The 23347-nt window shown below is 63.9% G+C and carries 19 protein-coding genes; 7 read left to right on the forward strand and 12 right to left on the reverse strand.

Annotated elements, in window-relative coordinates:
- Nucleotides 1–101: 101 nt before the first annotated feature.
- From LMTR21_RS10445 to LMTR21_RS10500, 12 genes are all read right to left on the reverse strand, one after another.
- Complete coding sequence (locus LMTR21_RS10445; protein WP_065756577.1) at nt 102–989, reverse strand: ABC transporter permease; 888 nt, start codon at nt 987–989, stop codon at nt 102–104.
- 3 nt (nt 990–992) lie between these two features.
- Nucleotides 993–1934 carry an ABC transporter permease gene (locus LMTR21_RS10450; protein WP_057839499.1) on the reverse strand — a complete coding sequence of 314 codons (942 nt, stop codon included), beginning with the start codon at nt 1932–1934 and terminating at the stop codon, nt 993–995.
- 25 nt (nt 1935–1959) lie between these two features.
- Nucleotides 1960–3471 (reverse strand): ABC transporter substrate-binding protein, encoded by a 1512-nt coding sequence (locus LMTR21_RS10455; protein ID WP_065756576.1) that lies wholly within the window; start codon nt 3469–3471, stop codon nt 1960–1962.
- A 30-nt stretch (nt 3472–3501) separates the two neighbouring features.
- Entirely contained in the window at nt 3502–4596 is a 1095-nt protein-coding gene (locus LMTR21_RS10460) for an ABC transporter ATP-binding protein (protein WP_148635951.1), read from the reverse strand.
- The gene (locus tag LMTR21_RS10465; RefSeq protein WP_065756574.1) at nt 4593–5582 is read right to left on the reverse strand and encodes an ABC transporter ATP-binding protein; all 990 of its coding nucleotides are present in this window, start codon (nt 5580–5582) and stop codon (nt 4593–4595) included. The genes LMTR21_RS10460 and LMTR21_RS10465 overlap by 4 nt, the downstream gene beginning before the upstream one ends.
- Entirely contained in the window at nt 5579–6289 is a 711-nt protein-coding gene (locus tag LMTR21_RS10470) for a DUF1028 domain-containing protein (RefSeq protein WP_065756573.1), read from the reverse strand. Before LMTR21_RS10470 ends, LMTR21_RS10465 begins: the two co-directional genes overlap by 4 nt.
- Before the next feature lie 16 nt (nt 6290–6305).
- Nucleotides 6306–8111: a gamma-glutamyltransferase family protein gene (locus LMTR21_RS10475; RefSeq protein ID WP_065756572.1), complete on the reverse strand. Its 1806-nt coding sequence runs from the start codon at nt 8109–8111 to the stop codon at nt 6306–6308.
- A 103-nt stretch (nt 8112–8214) separates the two neighbouring features.
- Complete coding sequence (locus LMTR21_RS10480) at nt 8215–9213, reverse strand: ABC transporter ATP-binding protein (protein ID WP_065756571.1); 999 nt, start codon at nt 9211–9213, stop codon at nt 8215–8217.
- The gene (locus tag LMTR21_RS10485) at nt 9210–10208 is read right to left on the reverse strand and encodes an ABC transporter ATP-binding protein (RefSeq protein WP_057863415.1); all 999 of its coding nucleotides are present in this window, start codon (nt 10206–10208) and stop codon (nt 9210–9212) included. The genes LMTR21_RS10480 and LMTR21_RS10485 overlap by 4 nt, the downstream gene beginning before the upstream one ends.
- The gene (locus LMTR21_RS10490) at nt 10205–11176 is read right to left on the reverse strand and encodes an ABC transporter permease (protein ID WP_065756570.1); all 972 of its coding nucleotides are present in this window, start codon (nt 11174–11176) and stop codon (nt 10205–10207) included. Before LMTR21_RS10490 ends, LMTR21_RS10485 begins: the two co-directional genes overlap by 4 nt.
- 12 nt (nt 11177–11188) lie before the next feature.
- Nucleotides 11189–12169 (reverse strand): ABC transporter permease, encoded by a 981-nt coding sequence (locus LMTR21_RS10495; RefSeq protein ID WP_057854029.1) that lies wholly within the window; start codon nt 12167–12169, stop codon nt 11189–11191.
- A 102-nt stretch (nt 12170–12271) separates the two neighbouring features.
- Nucleotides 12272–13867 (reverse strand): ABC transporter substrate-binding protein, encoded by a 1596-nt coding sequence (locus tag LMTR21_RS10500; protein ID WP_065756569.1) that lies wholly within the window; start codon nt 13865–13867, stop codon nt 12272–12274.
- A gap of 196 nt (nt 13868–14063) precedes the next feature.
- On the opposite strand from LMTR21_RS10500, the gene LMTR21_RS10505 reads away from it, so the two are divergent.
- The 7 genes from LMTR21_RS10505 to LMTR21_RS10540 all read left to right on the forward strand — a co-directional run bounded on the left by LMTR21_RS10505 (nt 14064) and on the right by LMTR21_RS10540 (nt 23337).
- Nucleotides 14064–15317, forward strand: a complete 1254-nt coding sequence (locus LMTR21_RS10505) for an NAD(P)/FAD-dependent oxidoreductase (protein WP_065756568.1) — start codon at nt 14064–14066, stop codon at nt 15315–15317.
- A 97-nt stretch (nt 15318–15414) separates the two neighbouring features.
- On the forward strand, nt 15415–15666 hold the full coding sequence (locus LMTR21_RS10510; protein WP_057839511.1) for a DUF6489 family protein: 252 nt from the start codon (nt 15415–15417) through the stop codon (nt 15664–15666).
- Nucleotides 15667–15732: 66 nt separating this feature from the next.
- Entirely contained in the window at nt 15733–16467 is a 735-nt protein-coding gene (locus LMTR21_RS10515) for an esterase/lipase family protein (protein WP_246175693.1), read from the forward strand.
- A gap of 157 nt (nt 16468–16624) precedes the next feature.
- Nucleotides 16625–18169 (forward strand): WS/DGAT/MGAT family O-acyltransferase, encoded by a 1545-nt coding sequence (locus LMTR21_RS10520; RefSeq protein ID WP_065756566.1) that lies wholly within the window; start codon nt 16625–16627, stop codon nt 18167–18169.
- 9 nt (nt 18170–18178) lie between these two features.
- On the forward strand, nt 18179–19174 hold the full coding sequence (locus LMTR21_RS10525; protein ID WP_065756565.1) for an alpha/beta fold hydrolase: 996 nt from the start codon (nt 18179–18181) through the stop codon (nt 19172–19174).
- Nucleotides 19175–19302: 128 nt separating this feature from the next.
- Nucleotides 19303–22542 (forward strand): bifunctional cytochrome P450/NADPH--P450 reductase, encoded by a 3240-nt coding sequence (locus tag LMTR21_RS10530; RefSeq protein WP_065756564.1) that lies wholly within the window; start codon nt 19303–19305, stop codon nt 22540–22542.
- Nucleotides 22543–22662: 120 nt separating this feature from the next.
- Nucleotides 22663–23337, forward strand: a complete 675-nt coding sequence (locus tag LMTR21_RS10540; protein WP_065756563.1) for a spermidine synthase — start codon at nt 22663–22665, stop codon at nt 23335–23337.
- Nucleotides 23338–23347: the final 10 nt, after the last annotated feature.

The raw sequence follows: 23347 nt of genomic DNA on the forward strand, positions 1-23347 counted from the left end.
GCACTGTCGTCATTGCGAGGAGCGAAAGCGACGAAGCAATCCATTTCTCCGCTTGTGGCGCTATGGATTGCTTCGCTCCGCTCGCAATGACGATTTCCCGCCTACCGCTCTCGCGGATCCAGCGCATCGCGCAGGCCGTCGCCGACCAGGTTGAACGACAGCACGACGAGGAAGATCGCCAGCCCCGGCCAAATCGCCATCCACGGCGCGTTGGTGAGGAAGCGCTGCGCGGCGTTGAGCATGCTGCCCCAGGAAGGGGCGGGCGGCTGCTGGCCGAGGCCGAGGAAGGACAACGCGGCTTCCGCTATGATGGCGGCGGCGATCGACAGCGTCGCCTGCACCAGCAGCGCCGGCATGATGTTCGGCAGGATGTGAAACAGCGCAATCCGCCAGCGCGGATTGCCCATGGCGCGCGCGGCCTCGACATAATCCTCGACCTTGACGCTCATCACCTGGCCGCGGGTCAGCCGCACGAAGATCGGCGTCGCCGATATGCCGATCGCGATCATGGCGTTGCCGAGGCTTGGACCCAGGAACGCCGCCAGCGCAATCGCAAGGATCAGGAACGGGCAGGCCAGCATCGCGTCCGTGATGCGGCTGATCAGGGCGTCGATGAAGCCGCCGCGATAGCCCGACAGCAGGCCGAGCGGCACGCCGATCGACAGCGCGATGCCGACCGAGATCGCGCCGGCCAGCAGCGAAGCCCGCGCGCCATAGATCACACGGGCAAGAATGTCGCGGCCGAGCTCGTCGGTCCCGAACCAGTGCAGGGCGGAGGGTGGCTTCCGCACCAGCGACCAGCTCGTCGCGATCGGCTCATAAGGCGAGATCAGCGGCGCAAACAGCGCGAGCAATACGAAAGCGCCGATCACGACGAGGCCGGCCATCGCGCCCCTGCGCTTGAACAGGCGGCGCAGCGCGCGCCGTGCCGGGCTCTCCAACTCGTCGGAAGCGGCCAACTTCATCGTGCCGAGGGCAGCGTCGGTCATGGCCTAGGCCCTCAGCCGTGGATTGACGAGGACATAGGCGATATCGGCAATGAGGTTGAGGGTGATGTAGATCGTCGCCGTCGTCAGCACCACGCCCTGCACGACGGCGTAGTCGCGGTTGAATACGGCGTCGACGATCAGCTTGCCGAAGCCGGGAATCGAAAAGATCTGCTCGGTCAGCACGGCACCGGACAGCAGCGTACCCAGTTCGAGCGCACCGAGCGTAATCACCGGCGTCAGCGCGTTGCGCATGGCGTGCTTGAGGATGACGGAACGTTCCAGAAGTCCCTTGGCGCGGGCGGTGCGGACGTAGTCGCTTTCCAGCACCTGCAGCATGGCGCTGCGGGTATGGCGCATCAGGATCGCGGCGATCGCGTTGCCCAGCACGAAGGCCGGCATGATGGTGGAGGCGATGCTGGCGCGCCAGTTCTCCGTCAGTGGTACATAGCCCGACGCCGGCAGCCAGCCGAGCTGGATCGAGAACAGGAAGATCAGCATGATGCCGAGCCAGAAGTTCGGCGTCGAGATTCCCCACAGCGCGAAGAAATTGGCGCCATAGTCCCAGGCCGTGCCTTTCTTCACCGCCGAGACGATGCCGGCGGGAATACCGATCAGGAAGGCAATGACGATCGCCATCGACGCCAGTTGCATCGTCACCGGAAGTTTCTGCGCGATCAGTTCGCGCACCGGGACCTTGTTGCGCAGGGATTCGCCGAAATCGCCGGACAGTACGCCCTTGACCCAGTAGACGTACTGGACGGGGACCGGCTGATCGAGCCGGTACTGCGCGCGGATCTGCGCGATGACATCGGGGTCGCGCTCCTCGCCTGCCATGACAAGCGCTGGATCGCCGGGCAGCAATTGCTGCAGCGAGAAGATCAGAACCGATACGAAGAACAGCGTCGGGATCAGCTGGACGAGACGCCGCGCGAGGAAGTTCAGCATGGCGCTATCCGTGTCAGTCCTTCGCTCACTTCAGTTTCAACCCGACCACTCGCACCAGCCCGTCCGGCATCTGCTTGTAGCCTTCGAGCTTCGTCGTATGCGCGATCAGGATGCGGCGGTGATAGATGTAGAGCAGCGGCTTCTCCTCCAGCACGATCTTCGCCAGCTTCTCATAGATCGCCTTGCGCTGCGCCTGATCGGTGACGAGGCGGCCCTCATCGAGCGCCTTGTCGGCGTCCTTGTTGGACCAGGCGCTGTAGTTCTGCGGCGCGTCGGTCTTCTGGAAGATGTAGGAATTGCCGTCCGGGTCGATCCGGCCGCTCCAGGCCAGCAGATAGGCCTGGTATTCTCCGGCCTCGGCCTGCTTCAGCGAGGTCGCGAACTCAGTGACCCTGAGCTTCATGTCGAAGCCGGTCTCCGCCGCCATCGACTGGATCACCTGCGCGGCCGCCTCGGTTTCCGCGCCCTTCGACACCATGAAGTCGACGCTGACCGGCGTCGTGACGCCCGCTTCCTTCAACAGCGCTTTGGCCTTGGCGACGTCGCGCTTCGGCACCGGAAAGGCCTTTTGATAATAGGGATGATCCGGATTGACCCACTGGTTTCCTGGCTTGAACTCGCCATTGGACACCACCTCGCTGATCGCGTCGCGGTCGAGCGAGAGGTCGAGCGCCTGCCGCACCTTGGCGGACTGGCTGAGCGGCCCCTTGGCCTTGTCCTTGCCGACGTTCAGCGTCACGCCCTGATAGCCGAGCTCGATGGCGCTCGACAGTTTGAGTTTTGCGTCTCCCTTGACTTCCTTGATGTCGGTCGCAAGCAGGCGCTCGATCAGGTCAAGGCCTCCGGACTTCAGATTGGCAAGGCGAACCGTTGCGTCCACCAGGGGCAGATAGACGATGCGGTCGATATGGATGTTGTCCTTGTTCCAGTAGTCGGCGAATTTTTCGAACACCATGCGGTCCTGCTGCACGCGCTCGACGAATTTGTAGGGGCCGGCGCACACGGGGCGCAGCCCGAACTTGTCGCCGGCTTCTTTCGCCGCCTTGGGCGACACCATCATTCCCGCACGGTCGGTGAGCTGCGCGACCAGCGGCGAATAGGGCGCCTTCAATGCCAGCTTGATGGTGAGGGGATCGACCACGTCGATGCGTTCGACCGCCGCCAGCTCCGGCTTCCGGAACGAGCCGGGAAATGTCAGATAACGCTCCAGCGAAAACTTGGCGGCTTCCGCGTTGAATTCCTCGCCATCGTGAAACTTGACGCCGGGCCTGAGCTTGATGGTGACTTCCTTGCCGTCGGCTGATGTCTCGTGGCTCAGCGCGAGCTGCGGCACGATGTTGAGTTTGTCGTCGATGTCGAACAGCTTGTCGCAAAACGAGGCGAACACGATCCGGCCCACGTAAGTGCGGGCCATGGTCGGGTCGAGAATATCGGGATCCTCGGCGAGCCCGATCCGCAGCGTCGTCTGGGCCTGAACATTTGCCGGAAGCGACAGCAGCAGGGCTGCCGCAGTGACTGCGTAACGAATGATTTTCATGCTGCCATCCCCTTATCCACGACTAATTGGCTATGTCCCTGATAGATCAACCCCGGCGCGGCCTGCGCCTTCCGTGCCGCCGCTGAAGGCGGCGACCAATCTTTCCAGCACCGGCGAAAAGTCGCCATCGGCCGGAACGATGGATTCGGATGCCGGCAGCTCGGCCGTGCGATGGCATGCCGTGGCGTGTCCCGTGCCGTCCGCGAGCAGCGGCGGAACTTCGGTCCGGCAGCGCGCGATGACATAGGGGCAGCGGGTATGGAAGCGGCAGCCGGAAGGCGGATGAAGCGCGCTCGGCATCTCGCCCTCCAGCACGATGCGGCTGCGCTTGGCCTGCGGCTTGGGTACGGGGATCGCCGACAGCAACGCTCGGCTATAGGGGTGCCGGGGCGCCGCGAACAGCGCATCAGCCTGCGCGGTCTCGACGATGCCGCCGAGGTTCATCACGGCGACGCGGTCGGCGATGTGCTTCACCACCGCAAGATCGTGGGAGACAAAGATGTAGGCGAGGCCAAGCCGGTCCTGCAGGTCGCGCAGCAGATTGAGGATCTGCGAACGGATCGAGACGTCAAGCGCCGATACCGGCTCGTCGCAGATGATCAGTTTCGGCTCCACGGCGAGCGCCCGTGCAATCGCGATGCGCTGGCGCTGGCCGCCGGAAAATTCATGCGGATAGCGGCGGGCGAAGCGCGGCTCGAGTCCGACCAGCCGCAGCAACTCGCCAACTCGCTCGCGCCGCCGCGCGGCGGGCACCAGATCATGCAGCGCCAGTGGCTCGCTCAGGATCTGGCTGACGGTCATACGCGGATTGAGCGATGCATAAGGATCTTGAAAGATAATCTGCGCATCGCGGCGGAAGGCACGCAATTCATTGGCGTTTAGTGCGCCGAGGTCGCGGCCTTCAAAGCGAACGGTGCCCGCATCCGGTTCGATCAGCCGCAGCACCAGCCGGCTCACGGTGGATTTGCCGCACCCGGACTCGCCGACCAGCGCCAGCGTCTTGCCGGCCTCGACGGTGAAACTGACGCCGTCGACCGCCTTCACATGGGCGGTGGGCCGGCCGAACACCGATCGCGCGGCGACGAAATGTTTCACCAGGCCTTCGACTTCGAGCAGGGCCGTCATGACACCAGCCGCTCCAGTGGCGCGCGGATGCAGCGCGAGGCGTGGCCGGGATTGACTATCGCGAGCGGTGGCGGCGCGGCGGTGCAGGGCTCGACGACAAACGGACAGCGCGCGGCGAAGCGGCAGCCGGGCGGCGGGTTTGCCATGTTCGGCACCATGCCCTCGATCGTCGCCAGATGCGAGGCGCGGCGATCGAGCCGTGGGATCGAGCCGAGCAGGCCGACCGTGTAGGGATGCTGCGGATTGGCAAAGAGCTCGTCGACCGGCGCACGCTCGACGATCTCGCCGGCATACATCACCGCCACCTCGTCGCAGACCTCCGCGACCACGCCGAGATCGTGGGTGATCAGGATGATCGCGGCGCCGCTGGCGGCCTTCAGCTCGCGCATCAGATCGAGGATCTGCGCCTGCAGGGTGACGTCGAGAGCGGTGGTCGGTTCGTCCGCGATCAGAAGGCGGGGGTCGCAGGCCAGCGCCATCGCGATCATCACGCGCTGGCGCATGCCGCCGGAGAGCTTGTGCGGATATTCGTCGATACGTTTCTCGGGCGAGGGGATGTGCACGCGCCGCAACAGCTCGATGGCGCGCTCACGCGCCTGCCGTCGCGACCCGCCGCGATGGCGCAGGATGGTCTCTATGATCTGGTCGCCGATCGTAAAACTCGGATTGAGCGAGGTCATCGGCTCCTGGAAGATCATCGCCAGCCGGTTGCCGCGCAGATCGCGCAGCGTGTCGTCGGGAACGTCGAGCAGGTCAAAACCGTCGAAGCGGATCGAGCCCGAGACCTCGGCGGAGCGCTTTGACAACAGCCCCATGATGGCAAGCGAGGTCACGCTCTTGCCGCAACCGGATTCGCCGACGAGGCCGAGCGTCGCGCCATTGGCGACGCTGAGATCGACACTGTCCACTGCGTGGGTGGTGCGGCCGTCATCGCCATGGAAGACGACGCGCAGTTTCTCGATCTCGATCAGCGGACCCGCGGTCATGCCTTGCCCGTGGTCGCGGCTTGAACGCTGGCGTCAATGACCGCACGGTCGGTGATCCCGGCCGGGTTCTTCCGCGTCGGCAGGAAGGGGCGGAAATGCACCCAGCGCTCGCGGCTGACCTGTTCGAGACGTTCGAGTTCGGCCAGCGGATCGGTGTGGTCGTCGACGCGCAGGTCGAGATCGGACCATTCCTCCTCGCTATGGATCAATAGTGCCGCCGATTGCTTGCCGCGCTTGTCGCCGCCGGCGGCTTCGCCCGCCTTCATCGCGACGATCAGCCGTTGCGCAAAGGGAAGTGTGGCGTTGGCGGCATAGGCTTTCGCGGTGTCGTCGAGCACGGCGGCGCCGGCCAGCATATTGCCGGCGAGGGAAAAGCCGTCGCCCTGGATATGTCCGCACCAGTCGATGCATTCGCGGCCGGTATGCGCGGCGATGCGGCCCTTGATATCCATGACATGGAGCTGGCGGGCTTCGCGGCCGTCATCCCCCGCAATCAGCGCATCGATCACCTCGCGCGGGCTGCGCCCTTCGCGGAGCAGCTTGACGCCGTCGATGCCGTAATAGGGATTGACCAGCGCTTGCGTTGCGATGCCGCCGATGCCGGGGGCGATATGCGGCACGCGCGCGCCGACCGCGAAAAACCGGGTCGCTACCGCGATGCCGATCTGGCCGGTAAGGGGATCGCGGGCGATGATCGACCAGGTCATCTTGTCTCTTCTCTAGTTATCGTCCAGCCGCGTAGCCCTGCATGCCCCGGGGATTGGCGGCGGCGCGGCGGCGGCGGCCGACCCTCGAAGCTGCGGTGAGGCGGCCTTCCGACCATTCGGGACCGATCTCGACGACATGGCCGCGGCTCTTCAGCGTATCGACCGTCGCCTTCGGCACGCGGCTTTCGAGCACGAGCACGCCGGGGCGCGCGGTGCGCGGCCAGAACGAGATCGGGAAATGTTCGGAATGCCAGGCCGGCGCATCGATCGCTTCCTGCAGGTTCAGTTTGGCATGGACGTGGCGCAGGAAGAATTGCGTGGTCCATTGGTCCTGCTGGTCGCCGCCGGGCGATCCCCAGGCCATGTAGGGCTCGCCGTCGCGATAGCACATGGTCGGCGAGAGCGTCGTGCGCGGGCGTTTGCCGGGCGCCAGCGCCGCCGGGTGGTCTTCCTCCAGCCAGAACATCTGCGCGCGGCTGCCGAGGCAGAAGCCGAGTTCGGGAATGACCGGCGAAGATTGCAGCCAGCCGCCAGACGGCGTTGCCGAGACCATGTTGCCGGCCTGGTCGATGATGTCGAAATGCACGGTGTCGCCGCGCACCTCGCCGAAGCGGCCGACGGTCGGCTCGCCCGCGCCCATGGCGCCGACCGCCTCGCGATGACCCTCCGCCCGGCGCAGCTTGACAACCGAGCCAAAGCCCTCGACCGAGCCGGGGATGAAATCGAGCGAGGCCTTGTCTTTCGAAATCAGCTTGCGACGCTCGTCATTGTAGGCGTCCGACAGCAGCGTCGTGATCGGGATGTCGGTGAATTTGGGATCGCCATAAAACTTCTCGCGGTCGGCGAAGGCGAGTTTGGCGCATTCGATCTGCAGATGAATGAATTCCGGGCCGGCGGGATCGAGCCCGTCGAGCTCAAAGCCCTTCAACAGCGCGAGCTGTTGCAGCATCACCGGACCCTGGCTCCAGACGCCGGGCTTGCAGACGGTGTAGCGGCCGTAGTCATAAGTGAGCGGCGCTTCGACGGTCGGCTGCCAGCGCGCCATGTCGTCGGCGCTTAGCACGCCACGATGCGGCGAGCCGGAGACGTCCATCACTTCCTGCGTGCGGCAGAATTTGTCGATCGCTTCCGCGACAAAACCCTGCGACCAGGATTTCCGCGCGCGCTCGATCTGCGCGACACGGTCGCCGCCCGCGCTCTCGGCTTCTTTCAGGATGCGGGCATAGGTTTCCGAGAGTTTCGTGTTGGTGAACAGCGTGCCGGGCCTCGGAACTTCATTGTTCGGCAGGTAGACCGCTGCTGACGTCGTCCAGTGTTTGCGGAACAAGTTCTCGACGACTTGAATGGTTGCCGATGCGCGCTCGACCAGCGGATAGCCGTTGCCGGCATAGGCGATCGCGGGCTCCAGCACGTCGCGCAGCCGCATCGTGCCGTAATCGCGCAAGAGCAGCATCCAGGATTCGAACGTGCCGGGCACGCAGGCCGCCAGAAGGCCGGTGCCGGGCACCATCTCCAGCCCTTCGCTCTTGTAATGCGCGATGGTGGCTTTGGCAGGCGCAGGGCCCTGGCCGCAGATCACTTCGGTACGGCCGCGCTTGACGTCGTGCACGATGATCGGGACGTCGCCGCCGGGACCGTTCAGATGCGGCTCCACGACCTGCAGCGTAAAAGCGGTGGCGACCCCGGCATCGAACGCGTTGCCACCCTTCTCCAGGACGCTCATGCCGACGGCGGTCGCGATCCAGTGGGTGGAGGTGACCACGCCAAAGGTGCCTTCGATTTCCGGGCGGGTCGTGAACGGATCGGGGTTGATGTTGCTCATGGGCGTCCAATGCGGTGCTGGTATCTTGATGCTGAAACACTTGACCACAGGCGAGGCTGGATGCCAACCGCTGGGATGCCACGCATTGCACCCATACTCGTGATCATACCGCCGTGGCAGTCTCAACCGGATGGTTGACGGCGTGGCAGGCGACGCCGTTGATCAGGGCGGGCGCTTCCTTCCGGCAGAGATCGAACGCCAACGGGCAGCGCGGGTTGAAGGCGCATCCCGGCGGCGGGTCGATCGGATTGGGGATTTCGCCCTTCACCGGAATCCGCTGGCGGCCGGACATCGCGAGATCAGGGACGGCGCCGAGCAGCATCTTGGTGTAGGGCATTCGCGGATTGGCGAACAATTCGCGGCCCTCGGCGATTTCAACGATACGGCCGAGATACATCACGCCGATGCGGGTCGCCATGTGGCGGACCACGGCGAGATTGTGGCTGATGAGAAGATAGGTCAGGCCGAACTTGTCCTGCAGGTCGCGCATCAGATTGAGGATCTGTGCCTGCACGGAGACGTCGAGCGCCGAGGTCGGCTCGTCGCAGACGATGAACTCGGCATCCGACGCCAGCGCGCGCGCAATCGCGATGCGCTGGCGCTGGCCGCCGGAGAACTCGTGGGGATATTTCAATCCGTCGTCCGGATGCAGGCCGACCAGATTCAATAATTCGCCGACGCGCGAACGAATGTCGCGCTCGCCCTGGATCAGGTCGAAGGCGCGGATCGGCTCGGAGACGATGGCGTCGACCCGAAAGCGCGGATTGAGGCTCGCATAAGGATCCTGAAAAATCATCTGGATGCGGCGGCGCAGCCGCTGCCGCGCCTGGGCCTGCCTCGGATTTGTCATCGAGACGCCGTCGATGACGACTTCGCCCGAGCTCGGCGGCAGCAATCCCACCACCATCCGCGCCACGGTGGTCTTGCCCGAACCGGACTCGCCGACGAGCGCGAATGTTTCGCCCTTCCTGATGTCGAAGGTCACGCCGTCGACGGCTTTCAGAAATTCCAGATGGCCGCCTTCCAGCACGCGGTTGAGCCACGGCTTGGAGACGTCGAACACGCGGCGCAGACTTCTCACATCGACATAGGAGACCGTCATGCCGCGGTCTCCTTCGCGGCTTCGTTGGGCGCCGGATCGTAGAGATGGCAGGCCACGGCATGCGAGCCCTGCTTGAGCGGCTCCGGCCGCTCGACGCGGCAGCGATCGAACGCAAAGGCGCAGCGCGGATTGAACGAGCAGCCCGGCGGGATCGCCGACAGCCGCGGCATCGAGCCGGGAATTTGCACCAGCCGCTTCTCTTCGCCGGCGAGCGTCGGGATCGCGCCCATCAGGCCCTTGGCGTAGGGATGCAGCGGGTTCTGCACCACATCCTGCACCGGGCCGATCTCGGCGATCCGGCCCGAATACATCACCGCGACGCGGTCCGAGGTTTCGGCGATCACGCCCATGTCGTGGGTCACCAGCATCACGGCCGTGCCGTGATCGCGCCCGAGGCGCTTGATCAGCGAGATGATCTGCGCCTGCACGGAGACGTCGAGCGCAGTGGTCGGCTCGTCGGCAATGATCAGTTCCGGTTCAGCGCAGATTGCAAGCGCAATTACGACGCGCTGGCGCATGCCGCCGGAGAATTCGTGCGGATAGGCGTCGATGCGCTTTTCCGGTGCGGGAATTCCGACCTCGGCCAAAAGATCGATCGCGCGCTTGCGCGCCGCGGTCTCCGTAAGGTTCATGTGGGTCCTGATCGTCTCAACGATCTGGTCGCCGACCCGGTACAGCGGATTGAGGCTGGTCAGCGGATCCTGAAAGATCATCCCGATCCGTTTTCCCCGGATGCGGCGGATTTCTTCGGTCGGCAGGTGGTCGATCCGCGTTCCCGACAGATAGATCTCACCGCCGGCGATGCGGCCCGGCGGATCGATCAGTCCGATCACGGCTAGTCCCGTGACCGATTTGCCGGCTCCGGACTCGCCGACCACACCGAGCACTTCGCCCTTGGCGATATCGAAGGAGACGCCGTTGATCGCGCGCAGCGTGCTGCGGCGGGTGAGGAATTCCACCTCGAGGTTACGCACGGAGAGGACAGGAACGGTCATCGGAGTTTTGGATTGAGCGCGTCGCGCAGCCAGTCGCCCAGCAGGTTGATGGAGAGTATCAGCCCCGCCAGCGCAATGCCGGGGAAGGCGACGATCCACCATTCGCCGGCGAACAGGTAATTGTTGCCGATCCGAATCAGCGTGCCGAGCGAGGGCATGGTGTCGGGCATGCCGGCGCCCAGGAACGACAGCGTCGCCTCGGTGATGATGGCAAGCGCCAGATTGATGGTCGCGATCACGAGGATCGGTCCCATCGTGTTCGGCAGCACGTGCCGCAGCATGATCTTGGGCGCGGGCAGGCCGATCAGCTGCGCCGCCGCGACATAGTCCTTGCTCTTCTCGACCATGACCGAGCCGCGCACGGTGCGGGCATATTGCACCCAGAAACTCAGGCCGATCGCCACCACCAGCACGCCCAGCGTACTCATGGCATCCAGCCGGTTGCCGAGCACGGATTTGGCAACGCCGTTGACGAGCAGCGCAATCAGGATGGCGGGGAAGGTGAGCTGCACGTCGGCGATGCGCATGATCAACCCGTCGACCGCGCCGCCGACATAGCCCGCGATGAGGCCAAGGGTGATGCCGAGCGTGCCGGCCAGGATGACGCCGAGCACGCCGACCACGAGCGAGATCCGCAAGCCGTAGAGAATGGCCGAAAATACGTCGCGGCCCTGTTCGTCGGTGCCGAGCAGGAACGGGCTCTGGCCGTCGGCGGTCCACAGTGGCGAGATCCGGGAGTTCATCAATTGCAGTTGCGCCGGATCGAACGGGTTCTGCACCGATAATTGCGAAGCAAAGATCGCCAGCAGGAAGAACAGGACGGTGATGGCGGCCGCGACCATCGTCATGCGGGAACGGCGGAACGAATAAAAGATGTCGCTGTCCAGCGCGCGCTTCAGCCAGTTCGTCCCGGAACGCGCCGCTGCTGCGTTCGGCTCGACTCGGTGTGGGACGACGGCGTCGGACATCGGATCGCTCGCTTATGCCGGACGGCTGATGGTCGAACGCAGGCGCGGATCGACGATGGTGTAGAGGATGTCGACCACCAGATTGATGGTGACGAAGATCAGCGACACCATCAGCAGGTAGGCCGCCATGATCGGGATATCGACATTTTGCACGGCCTGCACGAACAGCAATCCCATACCCGGCCACTGGAAGACGGTTTCGGTGATGATGGCAAATGCAATAACCGAGCCAAACTGCAGCCCCGCAACGGTGATGACCGGAACCAGCGTGTTTTTCAGGGCGTGGCCGAAATGAATCGCGCGGGTCGTCAGGCCGCGGGCGCGGGCGAAGCGGATATAATCGGTACGGAGAACTTCAAGCATTTCGGCGCGCACCAGCCGCATGATCAGGGTCATCTGAAACAGACCCAGCGTGATCGAGGGCATGATCAGCGCCTTCAGTCCGGACAGCGTGAGCAGGCCGGTGGTCCACCAGCCGATCCGCACCACATCGCCGCGGCCGAATGAAGGCAGCCAGCCCAGCGTCACCGAGAACAGATAGATCAAGAGAATGCCGATCAGGAAGGTCGGCAGCGAGATTCCGATCAATGACACCGCCTGGAAAAACTTCGTGAGAATCGTATCGCGCCGCAGCGCGGAATAGACGCCCATCAGGATGCCGAACACCATGGCGAGAACGGTGGCGCAGGCGGCAAGTTCCAGCGTTGCCGGCATCCGCTCCATCAGCAGGTTCGAAACCGGTTGGCGAAATTGATAGGAGACCCCGAACTTGAACTGCACGGCATTGCCGAAGTAGCGCGCGAACTGCACCGGCACGGGGTCGTCGAGCCCGAGCGACTTGCGCACCGCCTCGCGTTCGGCGGCCGGCGTATCCAGCGAGACGATCTGGTTGACGGGGTCGCCGGCGAAACGGAACATCGAGAACGCGATGACGCCGACCGCGATCATGACGCCGATGGCCTGGATAGCGCGGCGAAGAGTGAAAGCGAGCATGAATTCCTTTCACTGCTCTTTAGATGCGGCGGACGTCGCTGTCGCCTTGATAAAGAAAGGTCCCGGAAGCCATAAGCCACCGGGACCTGTGTTGAAGCCCAACTAGTCCTGTTTGGTTGCCCAGTAGAGCAGGACCTGGTTGTCGGCGCGCTGGCTCAGCTTGACCTTTTTCGACACGCCCCACGCCAGCGCCTGCTGATGCAGCGGGATGTATCCGAAGTCCTTGGCGCCGATCGTGTAGGCGTCCTTGATCAGGAGGTCGCGCTTGTTCATGTCGGATTCCTGCAGCACCTTGTCGGTAAGCTCGTCGAGCTTCTTGTTGCAGTAGCCGCCGAGATTGGCCTCGCCGCGGGCCGATTTCGGATCGTCGCGGCACCCCATGATGTCGAACAGGACGTTGTGGGAGTCGAGCGTGCCGGGCGTCCAGCCGAGCAGATAGAACGAGGTCTGGTAACCGCCGGGCTTCAGCACCTTGGCGAAATACTGCGCCTTGGGCTGGGCCAGCAGCGTCACCTTGACGCCGATGCGGGCCAGCATGCCGACAACCGCCTGACAGATCGCGGCGTCGTTGACATAGCGGTCGTTCGGGCAGTCCATCGTGACTTCGAAACCGTCGGGGTAGCCGGCTTCGGTCAGGAGCTTCTTGGCGCCGTCAGGATCGAATTTCGGGCGCGTGAAGTCGCCGGACAGCTTGAACAGTTGCGGTGCGATCATCAGCGCCGACGGCGTCGACAGGCCGCGCATGACGCGGGTCTTGATCAGTTCGATGTCGACGGCCTTGAAGAAGGCCTCGCGCACCTTGACGTCCTTGAACGGGTTCTTGCCCTTGACGTTGGAGTAGAGCAGTTCGTCGCGCGTCTGATCCATGCCGAGGAAGATCGTGCGAAGTTCCGGCCCCTTCAGCACCTGGGCATTGGGGCTGGAATCGACCCGCGTGATATCCTGGATCGGAACCGGCTCGATGACGTCGACTTCGCCCGACAGCAGTGCGGCTACGCGCGTGGCGTCCGAGCCGATCGGGGTGAAGACGATTTCCTTGAGGTTATGCTCCGGCTTGCGCCACCAGTTCGGATTGGCCTTGTACACGGTCTTGACGCCCGGCTGATGGCTTTCGACCGTGAAGGGGCCGGTGCCGTTGGCATTGAGCGAGGCGAAGCTCGGTGTCGTGGCCGCGGCCGGCGTGGGCTCGACGGCGTTGTTCGCCTCCGCCCACTTCTTGTCCATGATGTACCAGGTATCCCATTGCGAATTGAGAATGGGATTGGGCGAGGTCAGGATGAAATCCACCGTGTAGTCATCGACCTTGACGACCTTGGCGTCGGCCGGAATGCGAGTCTGCAGGTTCGAGCCCTTCTTGCGAACGCGATCCGCCGAGAAAACCACGTCGTCGGCGGTGAAGGGGTCGCCATTGTGGAATTTCACGCCCTTGCGCAAGTGGAACCGCCAGCGGGTCGGCTCCGGCGTTTCCCATTTTTCCGCCAGCGCCGGAATGATCTTCAGGTCTCTGTCGCGAGCGACGAGGCCTTCAAAGACGTGCCCGAGATGGGCGTGGGTGGTGCTCTCGTTCAGCGTGTAGGGGTCGAGCGACTTGAGGTCGCCCTGGTTGGCATAGCGCAGGGTCTGGGCCGATGCAGGCGCCATCGCCAGGGCAAGGACTGAAGCCGTGGCCGCTGCAAGCAAAGTCTGACGTACCGACATTGTTCGATTCCCCCGCATTGATCAGCAATTTCCGCAATTAGCGGCGGATATTGCCGACCCATGTTGCCAAAGTCCAGCCACCGCGCAAAGCACGATTTCCCCGCACTGCGTGCCGATTTGCGCGGCGGTGCGGCATTGACTAGTTTCACCTTAAGACGTGCGTGTAAGCACGTTACATTGAACTTTCGGAGTGCAGATGGCGGAACTGAAGGCCGACGTTCTCGTCCTGGGTGCGGGCATGGTCGGCGTCAGCGCCGCTTTGCACCTGCAGAAGCGCGGCCGGAACGTGGTTCTGATCGACCGGCACGACACCTCCGGCGAGGAGACCAGTTACGGCAATGGCGGTTTGATCGAGTGCGCCTCGGTTTTTCCTTATATGTTTCCGCGGGACGTGGGCCAGATCCTGCGCTACGCATTCCTTCGCGCGCCGCAGGTGAGCTACCATTTCAGGGATTTGCCGGCCTTCCTGCCGTGGCTGACGCGATATTTCCTCGCTTCGTCGCCCAAGCGTGCACTGCACAGTGCGATGGCAGAATTGCCGCTGATCCAGCGCAGCCTGATCGAGCATGAGGCGCTGATTACGGAAGCCAATGTGCCGGAACTGTTGCGGCGAACCGGCTGGATCAAGCTGTTTCGTTCCGAGGTGACGTTTGCGGGTGCTGTGCAGGATCTCAAGCGCGCCGGACAGCATGGCGTCACCGGCGAGGTGCTGGACGGGCCTGCGATTATCGCGCGCGAGCCGCATCTGACCGGTGACTTCTCAGGCGCCATCCATTTTCCCACGCCGGGATTCGTGCCCGATCCCGGCGGGCTGGCCAAGGCCTATGCCGCACTGTTCGGCCGCAAGGGCGGGCGATATCTGGTCGGCGACGCCCGAACCCTCGAACCATCGGGCGGAAGGTGGCGGGTGGCGACGCTGGAAGGCTCCATTACGGCGCGCGAGGTCGTGGTGGCGATGGGGCCGTGGTCGGACCAGATCCTCCGGCCGCTCGGCTACTCGATCCCGCTGCAGGTCAAGCGCGGTTATCACCTTCATCTCAAGCCGCGCGGCAACGCGGTTTTGCATCACCCCGTGCTGGATACCGATCTCGGCTATCTGCTGGCGCCGATGAATCGCGGCATTCGCCTGACCACGGGTGCCGAGTTTGCCCACCGCGATCGACCGCCGACGCCGGTCCAGGTCGAGCGGGCGCTGCCGCGGGCGCACAGATTGTTCCCGCTGGGTGAGCCGGTCGACGCCAAGCCCTGGATGGGCGCGCGCCCTTGTCTGCCCGATATGCTGCCGGTGATCGGCAAGGCCCCCCGCCATGACGGGCTGTGGTTCGATTTCGGCCACCAGCACCATGGCCTGACGCTCGGCCCCGCGACCGGCCGCCTGCTGGCCGAAATGATGACCGGCGAGACCCCGTTTGCCGATGTCAGGCCGTTTGCCATCGAACGGTTTGGTTGACCATATCGGGAATGGAGGGGCCGGGCGCCCGGGTCTTTTCCTTGCGTCATCAGGGTCATCGTGGCGATACTGCAAGAAGCCAGCAAGAGGAGCGGTCATGAAAGTTAACGTCGAAATCGATTGCACGCCGCTGGAGGCCCGGCAGTTCTTCGGATTGCCCGACGTCTCGCCGATGCAGACCGCCGTGATGGACAAGATGCAGCAGCAGGTGATGGCCAACATCGAAAAGGTCTCACCGGAGTCGCTGATCCAGAGTTGGTTCACGTTCGATCCCAAGATCGCCGAGCGATTCCAGGATATGTTCGTGACCATGGCCGGTCTTGGCGGCATGACCAAGAAGGACAAGTAAGTGACGGTCGCGGAGAGCGCGGCTGCGACGGAGGAGCAAAGGCTTCGGCCACCCAGCCTGTTTCTGATGCTGGCCGAGACGAGGGCGCTGTTCGAACTGAACTCGAGCCTGTTGCTGTCGCCGCTGTTGATGCGAGCGCCGCGGGGCGACGGACATCCGGTGCTGACGCTGCCGGGCTTTCTGGCCAGCGATCTTTCGATGGCGCCGATGCGGCGCTACCTAAAAGAACTCGGCTATGATGCCTATGCGTGGAACATGGGCCGCAACTTCGGCGGCGTCGCTTCCAAGCGCGGTGCGTTGCGCGAGCTCCTGCAGCGCATTCATGACCAGACCGGGCGCAAGGTCAGTCTGGTCGGCTGGAGTCTCGGCGGCGTCTATGCGCGCGATCTTGCGCTGCAGATGCCGGACATGGTGCACTCCGTGATCACGCTCGGCAGCCCGTTTGCCAACGACATCCGGGCAACCAACGCCACGCGTCTGTATGAGGCGCTGTCGGGGGAGACGGTCGACGACAATCCGGAAATCCGCCAGGCGATCGCCGGTGACCTGCCGGTACCGGCGACCTCGATCTATTCGAAGACCGACGGCATCGTGAACTGGCACACCAGCCTGTTGCGTCCCTCCGTAACAGCCGAAAACATCGAGGTATACTTCGCCAGCCATATCGGGCTCGGCGTCAATCCCGCGGCCTTATGGGCGGTGGCCGACCGCCTCGCGCAGGCCGAGGGCGAATTTAAGCATTTTGACAGATCAGGACCATTTGCCATTGCCTACGGCCCCCCTGAAAATGCACAATCGTAAGTAAACGCCCTGAGCCAAAGGGCATGATCCCGAAACATCCCGCCCTGCAATTGATGCGGGATAGCTAGCGGTTTTCGGATATGCTCCAATAATAAAGACATTCCTGACGCCAGAAGCGCCGCCAAGGCGCCGCGTTATCTACTGCGGGAGGAAAAACATGGCGGACGCCAAGAAGCTGTCTTCGCTGGACGCGTCGTTTCTGTATCTGGAAACGCCGGAAATGCCGATGCATGTCGGCAGCATGGCGATCTTCCGCCTGCCCGACGGCTACAAGGGCGACTTCTTCGAAGAGTTCAAGGCGATGATCGCCTCGCGATTGCACATTGCGCCGATCCTGAAAGCGCGCCTGGAGAAGGCGCCGCTCGACATCGATCATCCCTCCTGGGTCGAAGACGACCAGTTCGACATCGACCGCCACATCTTTCGCGCCAGCCTGCCGGCGCCGCGCGATCGCGCGACGCTGGAACGCATCGTCGGCTGGATGCATGCAAAACTGCTCAACCGCGCCCGTCCGCTCTGGGAGTTCTACGTCTTCGAAGGCATGAAGGACAACGAGATCGGGCTTTATTCCAAGATGCACCATGCCTGCATCGATGGCGGCGCCGGCGCCGCCCTCACCAGCATGATCTACGACATCACGCCGGTGCCGCGTGAAGTCGAACCGCCGACCGCGCGCAAGGTGGCGCAAGAGCCGCGCGACATCGCCGCCAACCTGATCGATTCCTACCAGCAGCTCTGGACGCAGCCGTTCGACGTCAAGGCGGCGCCAAAGACTCTCGAGCTGCCGCGCACCGGAAAGAGCGATCTCGGCTCGATCCTGTTCGACAACGCCATGTTCCAGATCGAATCCGCAGTGAAGTTCGCCAGCAGCGTGCCGACGGTGCTGAAGAGCCTCTCCGACGTCGTCGGCAAGGTTGCCGATCCCAAATCGCGCGACAGCCTGGCCAGCATGGCCTCGCCGCCGACCATTCTCAACAAGACGATCTCGTCGGAGCGCAGTTTCGCCGGCGTCTCGATCTCGCTGTCGCGCGCCAAGGCGCTGGCGAAGGCGTCCGGCGGCAAGCTCAACGACGTCGTGCTGGCGCTGTCTTCGGGCGTGGTGCGGCGCTACCTGCTCAGCCAGGGCGGGCTGCCGAACAAATCGCTGACGGCGGCGGTGCCGATCTCGCTGCGCGAGGAGGGCAATGCCGACGCCAACAACCAGGTGTTCGGCATGATCTGCTCGATCGCTACCAATATCGAGGATCCGAAGGGACGGTTGGAAACCATCATCGCGCAGTCCACCAAGTCGAAGGAGATGTCGCATCCGCTGCGGGCGCTGATGCCGCAGGTCTCCAACCTCTCGATGCTGGGCGCGCCGATCGTGACCCAGATACTGGCGCTGCTCTACAGCCGCTCCAACCTGTCCGACGTGCTGCCGCCGGCCGCCAACATCACCGTATCCAACGTGCCGGGGCCGCGGCAGACGCTGTATGCCGCCGGCGCCGAACTCCTGCACATCTTCCCGGTGTCGATCTCGACGCATGGCATCGCGCTCAACATCACCGTGCAGAGCTACCGCGACCAACTCGATTTCGGCTTCATCGCCGGCGCCAACATCATTCCGCACGTCCAGATCCTCTGCGACATGCTTCCGGCCGAATTTGAAGCGCTGGAGGCGGCATACGCACCGCCGCCGAACATGACCAGCGCGGCTGAATAGGACGTCGTCATGATTGAAATGCCGCCGCTGCAGTTCGCCGAGGTGAACGGCATTCGCATGGGCTTCTACGAGGCAGGGCCCGCATCCGACAAGCCGCCGGTCGTCCTCTGCCACGGCTGGCCGGAAATCGCTTTCTCCTGGCGTCACCAGATCAAGGCGCTGAGCGAGGCCGGCATCCGGGTGATCGCGCCGGACCAGCGTGGTTATGGCGCGACCGACCGTCCCGAGCCGGTCGAAGACTACGATATGGAGCACCTGACCGGCGACCTCGTCGGTCTGCTCGACCATCTCAAGATCGACAAGGCGATCTTCGTCGGCCACGACTGGGGCGGCTTCATCGTCTGGCAGATGCCGCTGCGCCATCTCGATCGCGTTGCCGGCGTGGTCGGCGTCAATACCCCGCACTGGGATCGCGCGCCGGCCGATCCGATCGAGCTGTTTCGAAAGCGTTTCGGCGACAGCATGTATATCGTGCAGTTTCAGGATCCCGCCCGCGAGCCGGACAGGATCTTCGGCAGCCGGGTCGAGCAGACCTTTGACGCGTTCATGCGCAAGCCGGTGGCGCGGCCCCCCGGTACGCCGGAGGAGCAGCCGATTGCCGGCGTCGGTGCATCGGCGCGGCTCAATCTGGCGTTTCCGCAGATGATCGCGAATTACGATGCCAAGCACGATCCGCGCACGCCGATCCTGTCGGCGGAAGAGAAAAAAGTGTTCGTCGACACCTTCACCAGAACCGGCTTCACCGGCGGCATCAACTGGTATCGCAATTTTTCGCGCAACTGGCAGCGCTCGGAAGGGCTCGACCATACGGTGCGCGTGCCCTCGCTGATGATCATGGCCGAGAATGACGGGGTGCTGCCGCCCTCGGCGACCGAGGGCATGGAAAAGCTGGTGCCCGATCTCGAGAAGTATCTCGTGCGCGACAGCGGCCATTGGACGCAGCAGGAAAAGCCGGACGAGGTCAGCAGCAAGCTGATCGAGTGGCGTAAGAAAAGATTTGGTTAGGTCCCGCATACCAAGACGTCATTGCGAGCGAAGCGAAGCAATCCATCGCTCGGCGAAAAGAAAGAATGGATTGCTTCGTCGCTGCGCTCCTCGCAATGACGGTTGAGGCAGGCAGGAGAACTTCGACAATGGCGTCCGGCAATAAACTGAACCCGATCCCGCATCCGCCCAAAAAACCCGTCGTCGGCAACATGCTGTCGCTGGATCCCAACGCGCCGGTGCAGCACCTGGTCAAGCTTTCCAAGGAGCTCGGGCCGATCTTCTGGCTCGACATGATGGGCGCACCGATCGTCATCGCCTCCGGCCATGATCTGGTCGACGAACTTTCCGACGAGAAGCGCTTCGACAAGACCGTGCGCGGCTCGCTGCGCCGGGTCCGCGCCGTCGGCGGCGACGGGCTGTTCACCGCCGATACCACCGAGCCGAACTGGAGCAAGGCACACAACATCCTGCTGCAGCCGTTCGGCAATCGTGCGATGCAGTCCTATCACCCGAGCATGGTCGATATCGCCGAGCAGCTCGTCAAGAAATGGGAGCGGCTCAATCCCGACGACGAAATCGACGTCGTGCAGGACATGACGGCGCTGACGCTCGACACCATTGGTCTCTGCGGCTTCGACTATCGCTTCAACTCGTTCTACCGCCGCGACTATCACCCGTTCGTGGAATCGCTGGTGCGCTCGCTCGAGACCATCATGATGACCCGCGGCCTGCCGCTGGAAAATCTCTGGATGCAGAAGCGACGCAAGACGCTGGCCCAGGATGTCCACTTCATGAACAAGATGGTCGACGAGATCATCGCCGAGCGCCGTGGCAATGCGGAAGCGGCCGAAGGCAAGAAAGACATGCTCGGCGCCATGATGACCGGCGTCGACCGCTCAACCGGCGAGCAGCTCGACGACGTCAACATCCGCTACCAGATCAACACGTTTCTGATCGCGGGCCACGAGACGACCAGCGGCCTGTTGTCATGCACGATCTATGCGCTGCTCAAGCATCCGGAAATCCTCAAGAAGGCCTATGAGGAAGTCGACCGGGTGCTCGGGCCCGATATCAACGCGAAGCCGACCTATCAGCAGGTCACCCAGCTCACCTACATCACGCAGGTGTTGAAGGAAGCGCTGCGGATGTGGCCGCCGGCACCGGCCTACGGCATCACGCCGCTGAACGACGAGACCATCGGCGGCGGCAAATACAAGCTGAAGAAGAACACGTTCATTACGGTCTTGGTAATGGCGCTGCACCGCGACCCCAGCGTCTGGGGTCCGAACCCGGACGTGTTTGATCCCGAGAATTTCAGCCGCGAGGCCGAAGCCAAGCGCCCCATCAACGCCTGGAAACCGTTCGGCAACGGCCAGCGCGCGTGTATCGGCCGCGGCTTTGCGATGCATGAGGCGGCGCTGGCGATCGGCATGATCCTGCAACGCTTCAAGCTGATCGACCACCACCGCTACCAGATGCACCTGAAGGAGACGCTCACCGTCAAGCCGGATGGTTTCAAGATCAAGGTGCGTCCGCGCGCCGACAAGGATCGCGGCGCCTTCGCCGGCCGGGCTGTCGTTGCGGCGACCGCCTCGAGTACGGCGGCGCCGAAGGCGCGAACCCGCCCCGGGCACAACACGCCGCTGCTCGTGCTTTACGGCTCCAACCTCGGCACGGCGGAAGAACTGGCAACACGGGTGGCCGACCTCGCCGAGGTCAACGGTTTCTCGACCCGGCTCGGCGCGCTCGACGATTACATTGGCAAGCTGCCGGAAGAGGGCGCGCTGATGGTCTTCTGCGCTTCCTACAACGGCGCAGCCCCCGATAACGCCACGCAGTTCGTCAAATGGCTGGACAGCGGCCTGCCGAAGGATGCGTTCGCCAAGGTGCGCTATGCCGTGTTCGGCTGCGGCAACAGCGACTGGGCCGCGACCTATCAATCCGTGCCGCGCATCATCGACGAGCAGTTGGCAGCGCATGGCGCGCGCAGCCTCTATGGCCGCGGGGAGGGCGATGCCCGCAGCGATCTCGACGGCCAGTTCGAAAAATGGTTCGCAGCGGCAGCGCCTGCGGCGATGAAGGAGCTGGGTGTCGATTCCAGTTTCGCCCGCAGCGCTGACGACGCGCCGCTCTACGCGATCGAGCCGGTGGCGCCGTCCGCCGTCAACACCATCGTCACCCAGGGCGGCATCGCGCCGATGAAGGTGCTGGTCAATTCCGAGCTGCAGAACAAGGCCGGCGCCAATCCTTCCGACCGCTCGACCCGGCATATCGAGGTGGAATTGCCGCCCGGCGTCACCTACCGCGTCGGCGACCATCTCAGCGTGGTGCCGCGCAACGATCCGGCGCTGGTGGATTCGGTGGCGCGCCGTTTCGGCTTCCTGCCGGCCGATCAGGTCAGGCTTCATGTCGCCGAGGGCCGCCGCGCGCAATTGCCGGTCGGCGATGCCGTTTCGGTGGGGCGGCTGCTCACCGAATTCGTGGAGCTGCAGCAGATCGCGACCCGCAAGCAGATCCAGATCATGTCGGAGCACACGCGCTGCCCCGTCACCAAGCCGAAGCTGCTGGCCTATGTCGGCGACGACGAGGCGTCCACCGAGCGTTACCGCGCTGATGTCCTCGCCAAGCGCAAATCGGTGTTCGACCTCCTGGAGGAACATCCGGCCTGCGAACTGCCGTTCCACGGCTATCTCGAAATGCTGTCGCTGCTGGCGCCGCGTTATTACTCGATCTCATCGTCGCCTTCGCTCGATCCTGCGCGCTGCAGCGTCACCGTCGCCGTGGTGGAAGCGCCGGCGAGTTCGGGGCGCGGCGTCTACAAGGGCGTCTGCTCGAACTATCTCTCCGGCCGCCGCGTCGGCGATACCGTTCATGCCACCGTGCGCGAGACCAAGGCCGGCTTCCGTCTGCCCGATGATCCTTCGGTGCCTGTGATCATGATCGGCCCCGGCACGGGGCTGGCGCCGTTCCGCGGCTTCCTGCAGGAGCGCGCGCATCGCAAGGCGCAGGGCGCCAAGCTGGGCCCGGCGATGCTGTTCTTCGGCTGCCGCCATCCCGAACAGGATTTCCTCTATGCGGATGATTTGAAGACGTTCGCCGCCGACGGCACCACCGAGCTGCACACCGCCTTCTCGCGCGCCGACGGACCGAAGACCTATGTTCAGCATCAGATAGCCGCGCAGAAGGACCGCGTCTGGAACCTGATCGAGCAGGGCGCGATCGTCTATGTCTGCGGCGATGGCGGCAAGATGGAGCCTGACGTCAAGGCCGCGCTGGTTGATATCTATCGCGAAAAGTCCGGCGCGGATGCCGAGGCCGGCTTGCGCTGGATCGACGATCTCGGCACGAAGAACCGCTACGTGCTGGACGTGTGGGCGGGCGGATGAATCGTAGGGTGGGCAAAGCGAAGCGTGCCCACCATCACTTGCACCAGACGACAGAATGGTGGGCACGGCGCTTGCGCGCCTTTGCCCACCCTACGGCTCTGCTCATGCTAAAAGCCCCGCATGATTCCCTGGGAAAAAATCGACACCGCCCGCATTCCCGGCACCGACGACGAACTCCGCCTGATGCGCCGCGGCAAGGAGTTTTCCATCAAGCTCGGCTCCAACGAACTGATGAACAGCCGCCTGTCGGGCTCGGAGGAGGCGCTCGCCACGCTCGCGGCGAAGAAGATCGAGAAAGTCGCCAGTCCGCGGGTGCTCATCGGCGGATTGGGCATGGGCTTTACGCTGCGTGCCGCGCTTGCCGTGTTCGGAGCCAAGGCGCAGATCGTGCAGGCCGAGCTTGTTCCGGCGGTCGTTGCGTGGGCCCGAGGTCCGATGCTGGACATTTTCGGCGACAGCCTCGCCGATCCCCGCGTGAACATTCGGGAGGGCGATGTCGCCGAGATCATCCGATCGCATCGCGGCGCGTTCGACGCCATTTTGCTCGATGTCGACAACGGCCCCGAAGGGCTGACCCGCAAAGCCAATGATGCGCTCTACGATTCAACCGGGCTGAACGCAACGCGCGCGGCGCTGCGGCCGGGCGGCGTGCTGGCGGTGTGGTCTTCGGGGCCTAACGCGGCATTCGCAAAGCGCTTACGCAGCGCACGCTTCGACGTCAACGAAGTCAACATCCGCGCCACCGGCAAAGGCCGCGGCGTGCGTCACATCATCTGGATCGCGACGAAAAGTTAGAAAGGTAGGG

It is taken from the genome of Bradyrhizobium paxllaeri (genome assembly GCF_001693515.2).
Lineage (GTDB): Bacteria > Pseudomonadota > Alphaproteobacteria > Rhizobiales > Xanthobacteraceae > Bradyrhizobium > Bradyrhizobium paxllaeri.

Bases quoted from the DNA above. Each gene is read 5' to 3' on its own strand.
- LMTR21_RS10445 (WP_065756577.1), bottom strand. From the start codon at position 989: ATGACCGACGCTGCCCTCGGCACGATGAAGTTGGCCGCTTCCGACGAG.
- LMTR21_RS10450 (WP_057839499.1), bottom strand. From the start codon at position 1,934: ATGCTGAACTTCCTCGCGCGGCGTCTCGTCCAGCTGATCCCGACGCTG.
- LMTR21_RS10455 (WP_065756576.1), bottom strand. From the start codon at position 3,471: ATGAAAATCATTCGTTACGCAGTCACTGCGGCAGCCCTGCTGCTGTCG.
- LMTR21_RS10460 (WP_148635951.1), bottom strand. From the start codon at position 4,596: ATGACGGCCCTGCTCGAAGTCGAAGGCCTGGTGAAACATTTCGTCGCC.
- LMTR21_RS10465 (WP_065756574.1), bottom strand. From the start codon at position 5,582: ATGACCGCGGGTCCGCTGATCGAGATCGAGAAACTGCGCGTCGTCTTC.
- LMTR21_RS10470 (WP_065756573.1), bottom strand. From the start codon at position 6,289: ATGACCTGGTCGATCATCGCCCGCGATCCCCTTACCGGCCAGATCGGC.
- LMTR21_RS10475 (WP_065756572.1), bottom strand. From the start codon at position 8,111: ATGAGCAACATCAACCCCGATCCGTTCACGACCCGCCCGGAAATCGAA.
- LMTR21_RS10480 (WP_065756571.1), bottom strand. From the start codon at position 9,213: ATGACGGTCTCCTATGTCGATGTGAGAAGTCTGCGCCGCGTGTTCGAC.
- LMTR21_RS10485 (WP_057863415.1), bottom strand. From the start codon at position 10,208: ATGACCGTTCCTGTCCTCTCCGTGCGTAACCTCGAGGTGGAATTCCTC.
- LMTR21_RS10490 (WP_065756570.1), bottom strand. From the start codon at position 11,176: ATGTCCGACGCCGTCGTCCCACACCGAGTCGAGCCGAACGCAGCAGCG.
- LMTR21_RS10495 (WP_057854029.1), bottom strand. From the start codon at position 12,169: ATGCTCGCTTTCACTCTTCGCCGCGCTATCCAGGCCATCGGCGTCATG.
- LMTR21_RS10500 (WP_065756569.1), bottom strand. From the start codon at position 13,867: ATGTCGGTACGTCAGACTTTGCTTGCAGCGGCCACGGCTTCAGTCCTT.
- LMTR21_RS10505 (WP_065756568.1), top strand. From the start codon at position 14,064: ATGGCGGAACTGAAGGCCGACGTTCTCGTCCTGGGTGCGGGCATGGTC.
- LMTR21_RS10510 (WP_057839511.1), top strand. From the start codon at position 15,415: ATGAAAGTTAACGTCGAAATCGATTGCACGCCGCTGGAGGCCCGGCAG.
- LMTR21_RS10515 (WP_246175693.1), top strand. From the start codon at position 15,733: ATGCTGGCCGAGACGAGGGCGCTGTTCGAACTGAACTCGAGCCTGTTG.
- LMTR21_RS10520 (WP_065756566.1), top strand. From the start codon at position 16,625: ATGGCGGACGCCAAGAAGCTGTCTTCGCTGGACGCGTCGTTTCTGTAT.
- LMTR21_RS10525 (WP_065756565.1), top strand. From the start codon at position 18,179: ATGATTGAAATGCCGCCGCTGCAGTTCGCCGAGGTGAACGGCATTCGC.
- LMTR21_RS10530 (WP_065756564.1), top strand. From the start codon at position 19,303: ATGGCGTCCGGCAATAAACTGAACCCGATCCCGCATCCGCCCAAAAAA.
- LMTR21_RS10540 (WP_065756563.1), top strand. From the start codon at position 22,663: ATGATTCCCTGGGAAAAAATCGACACCGCCCGCATTCCCGGCACCGAC.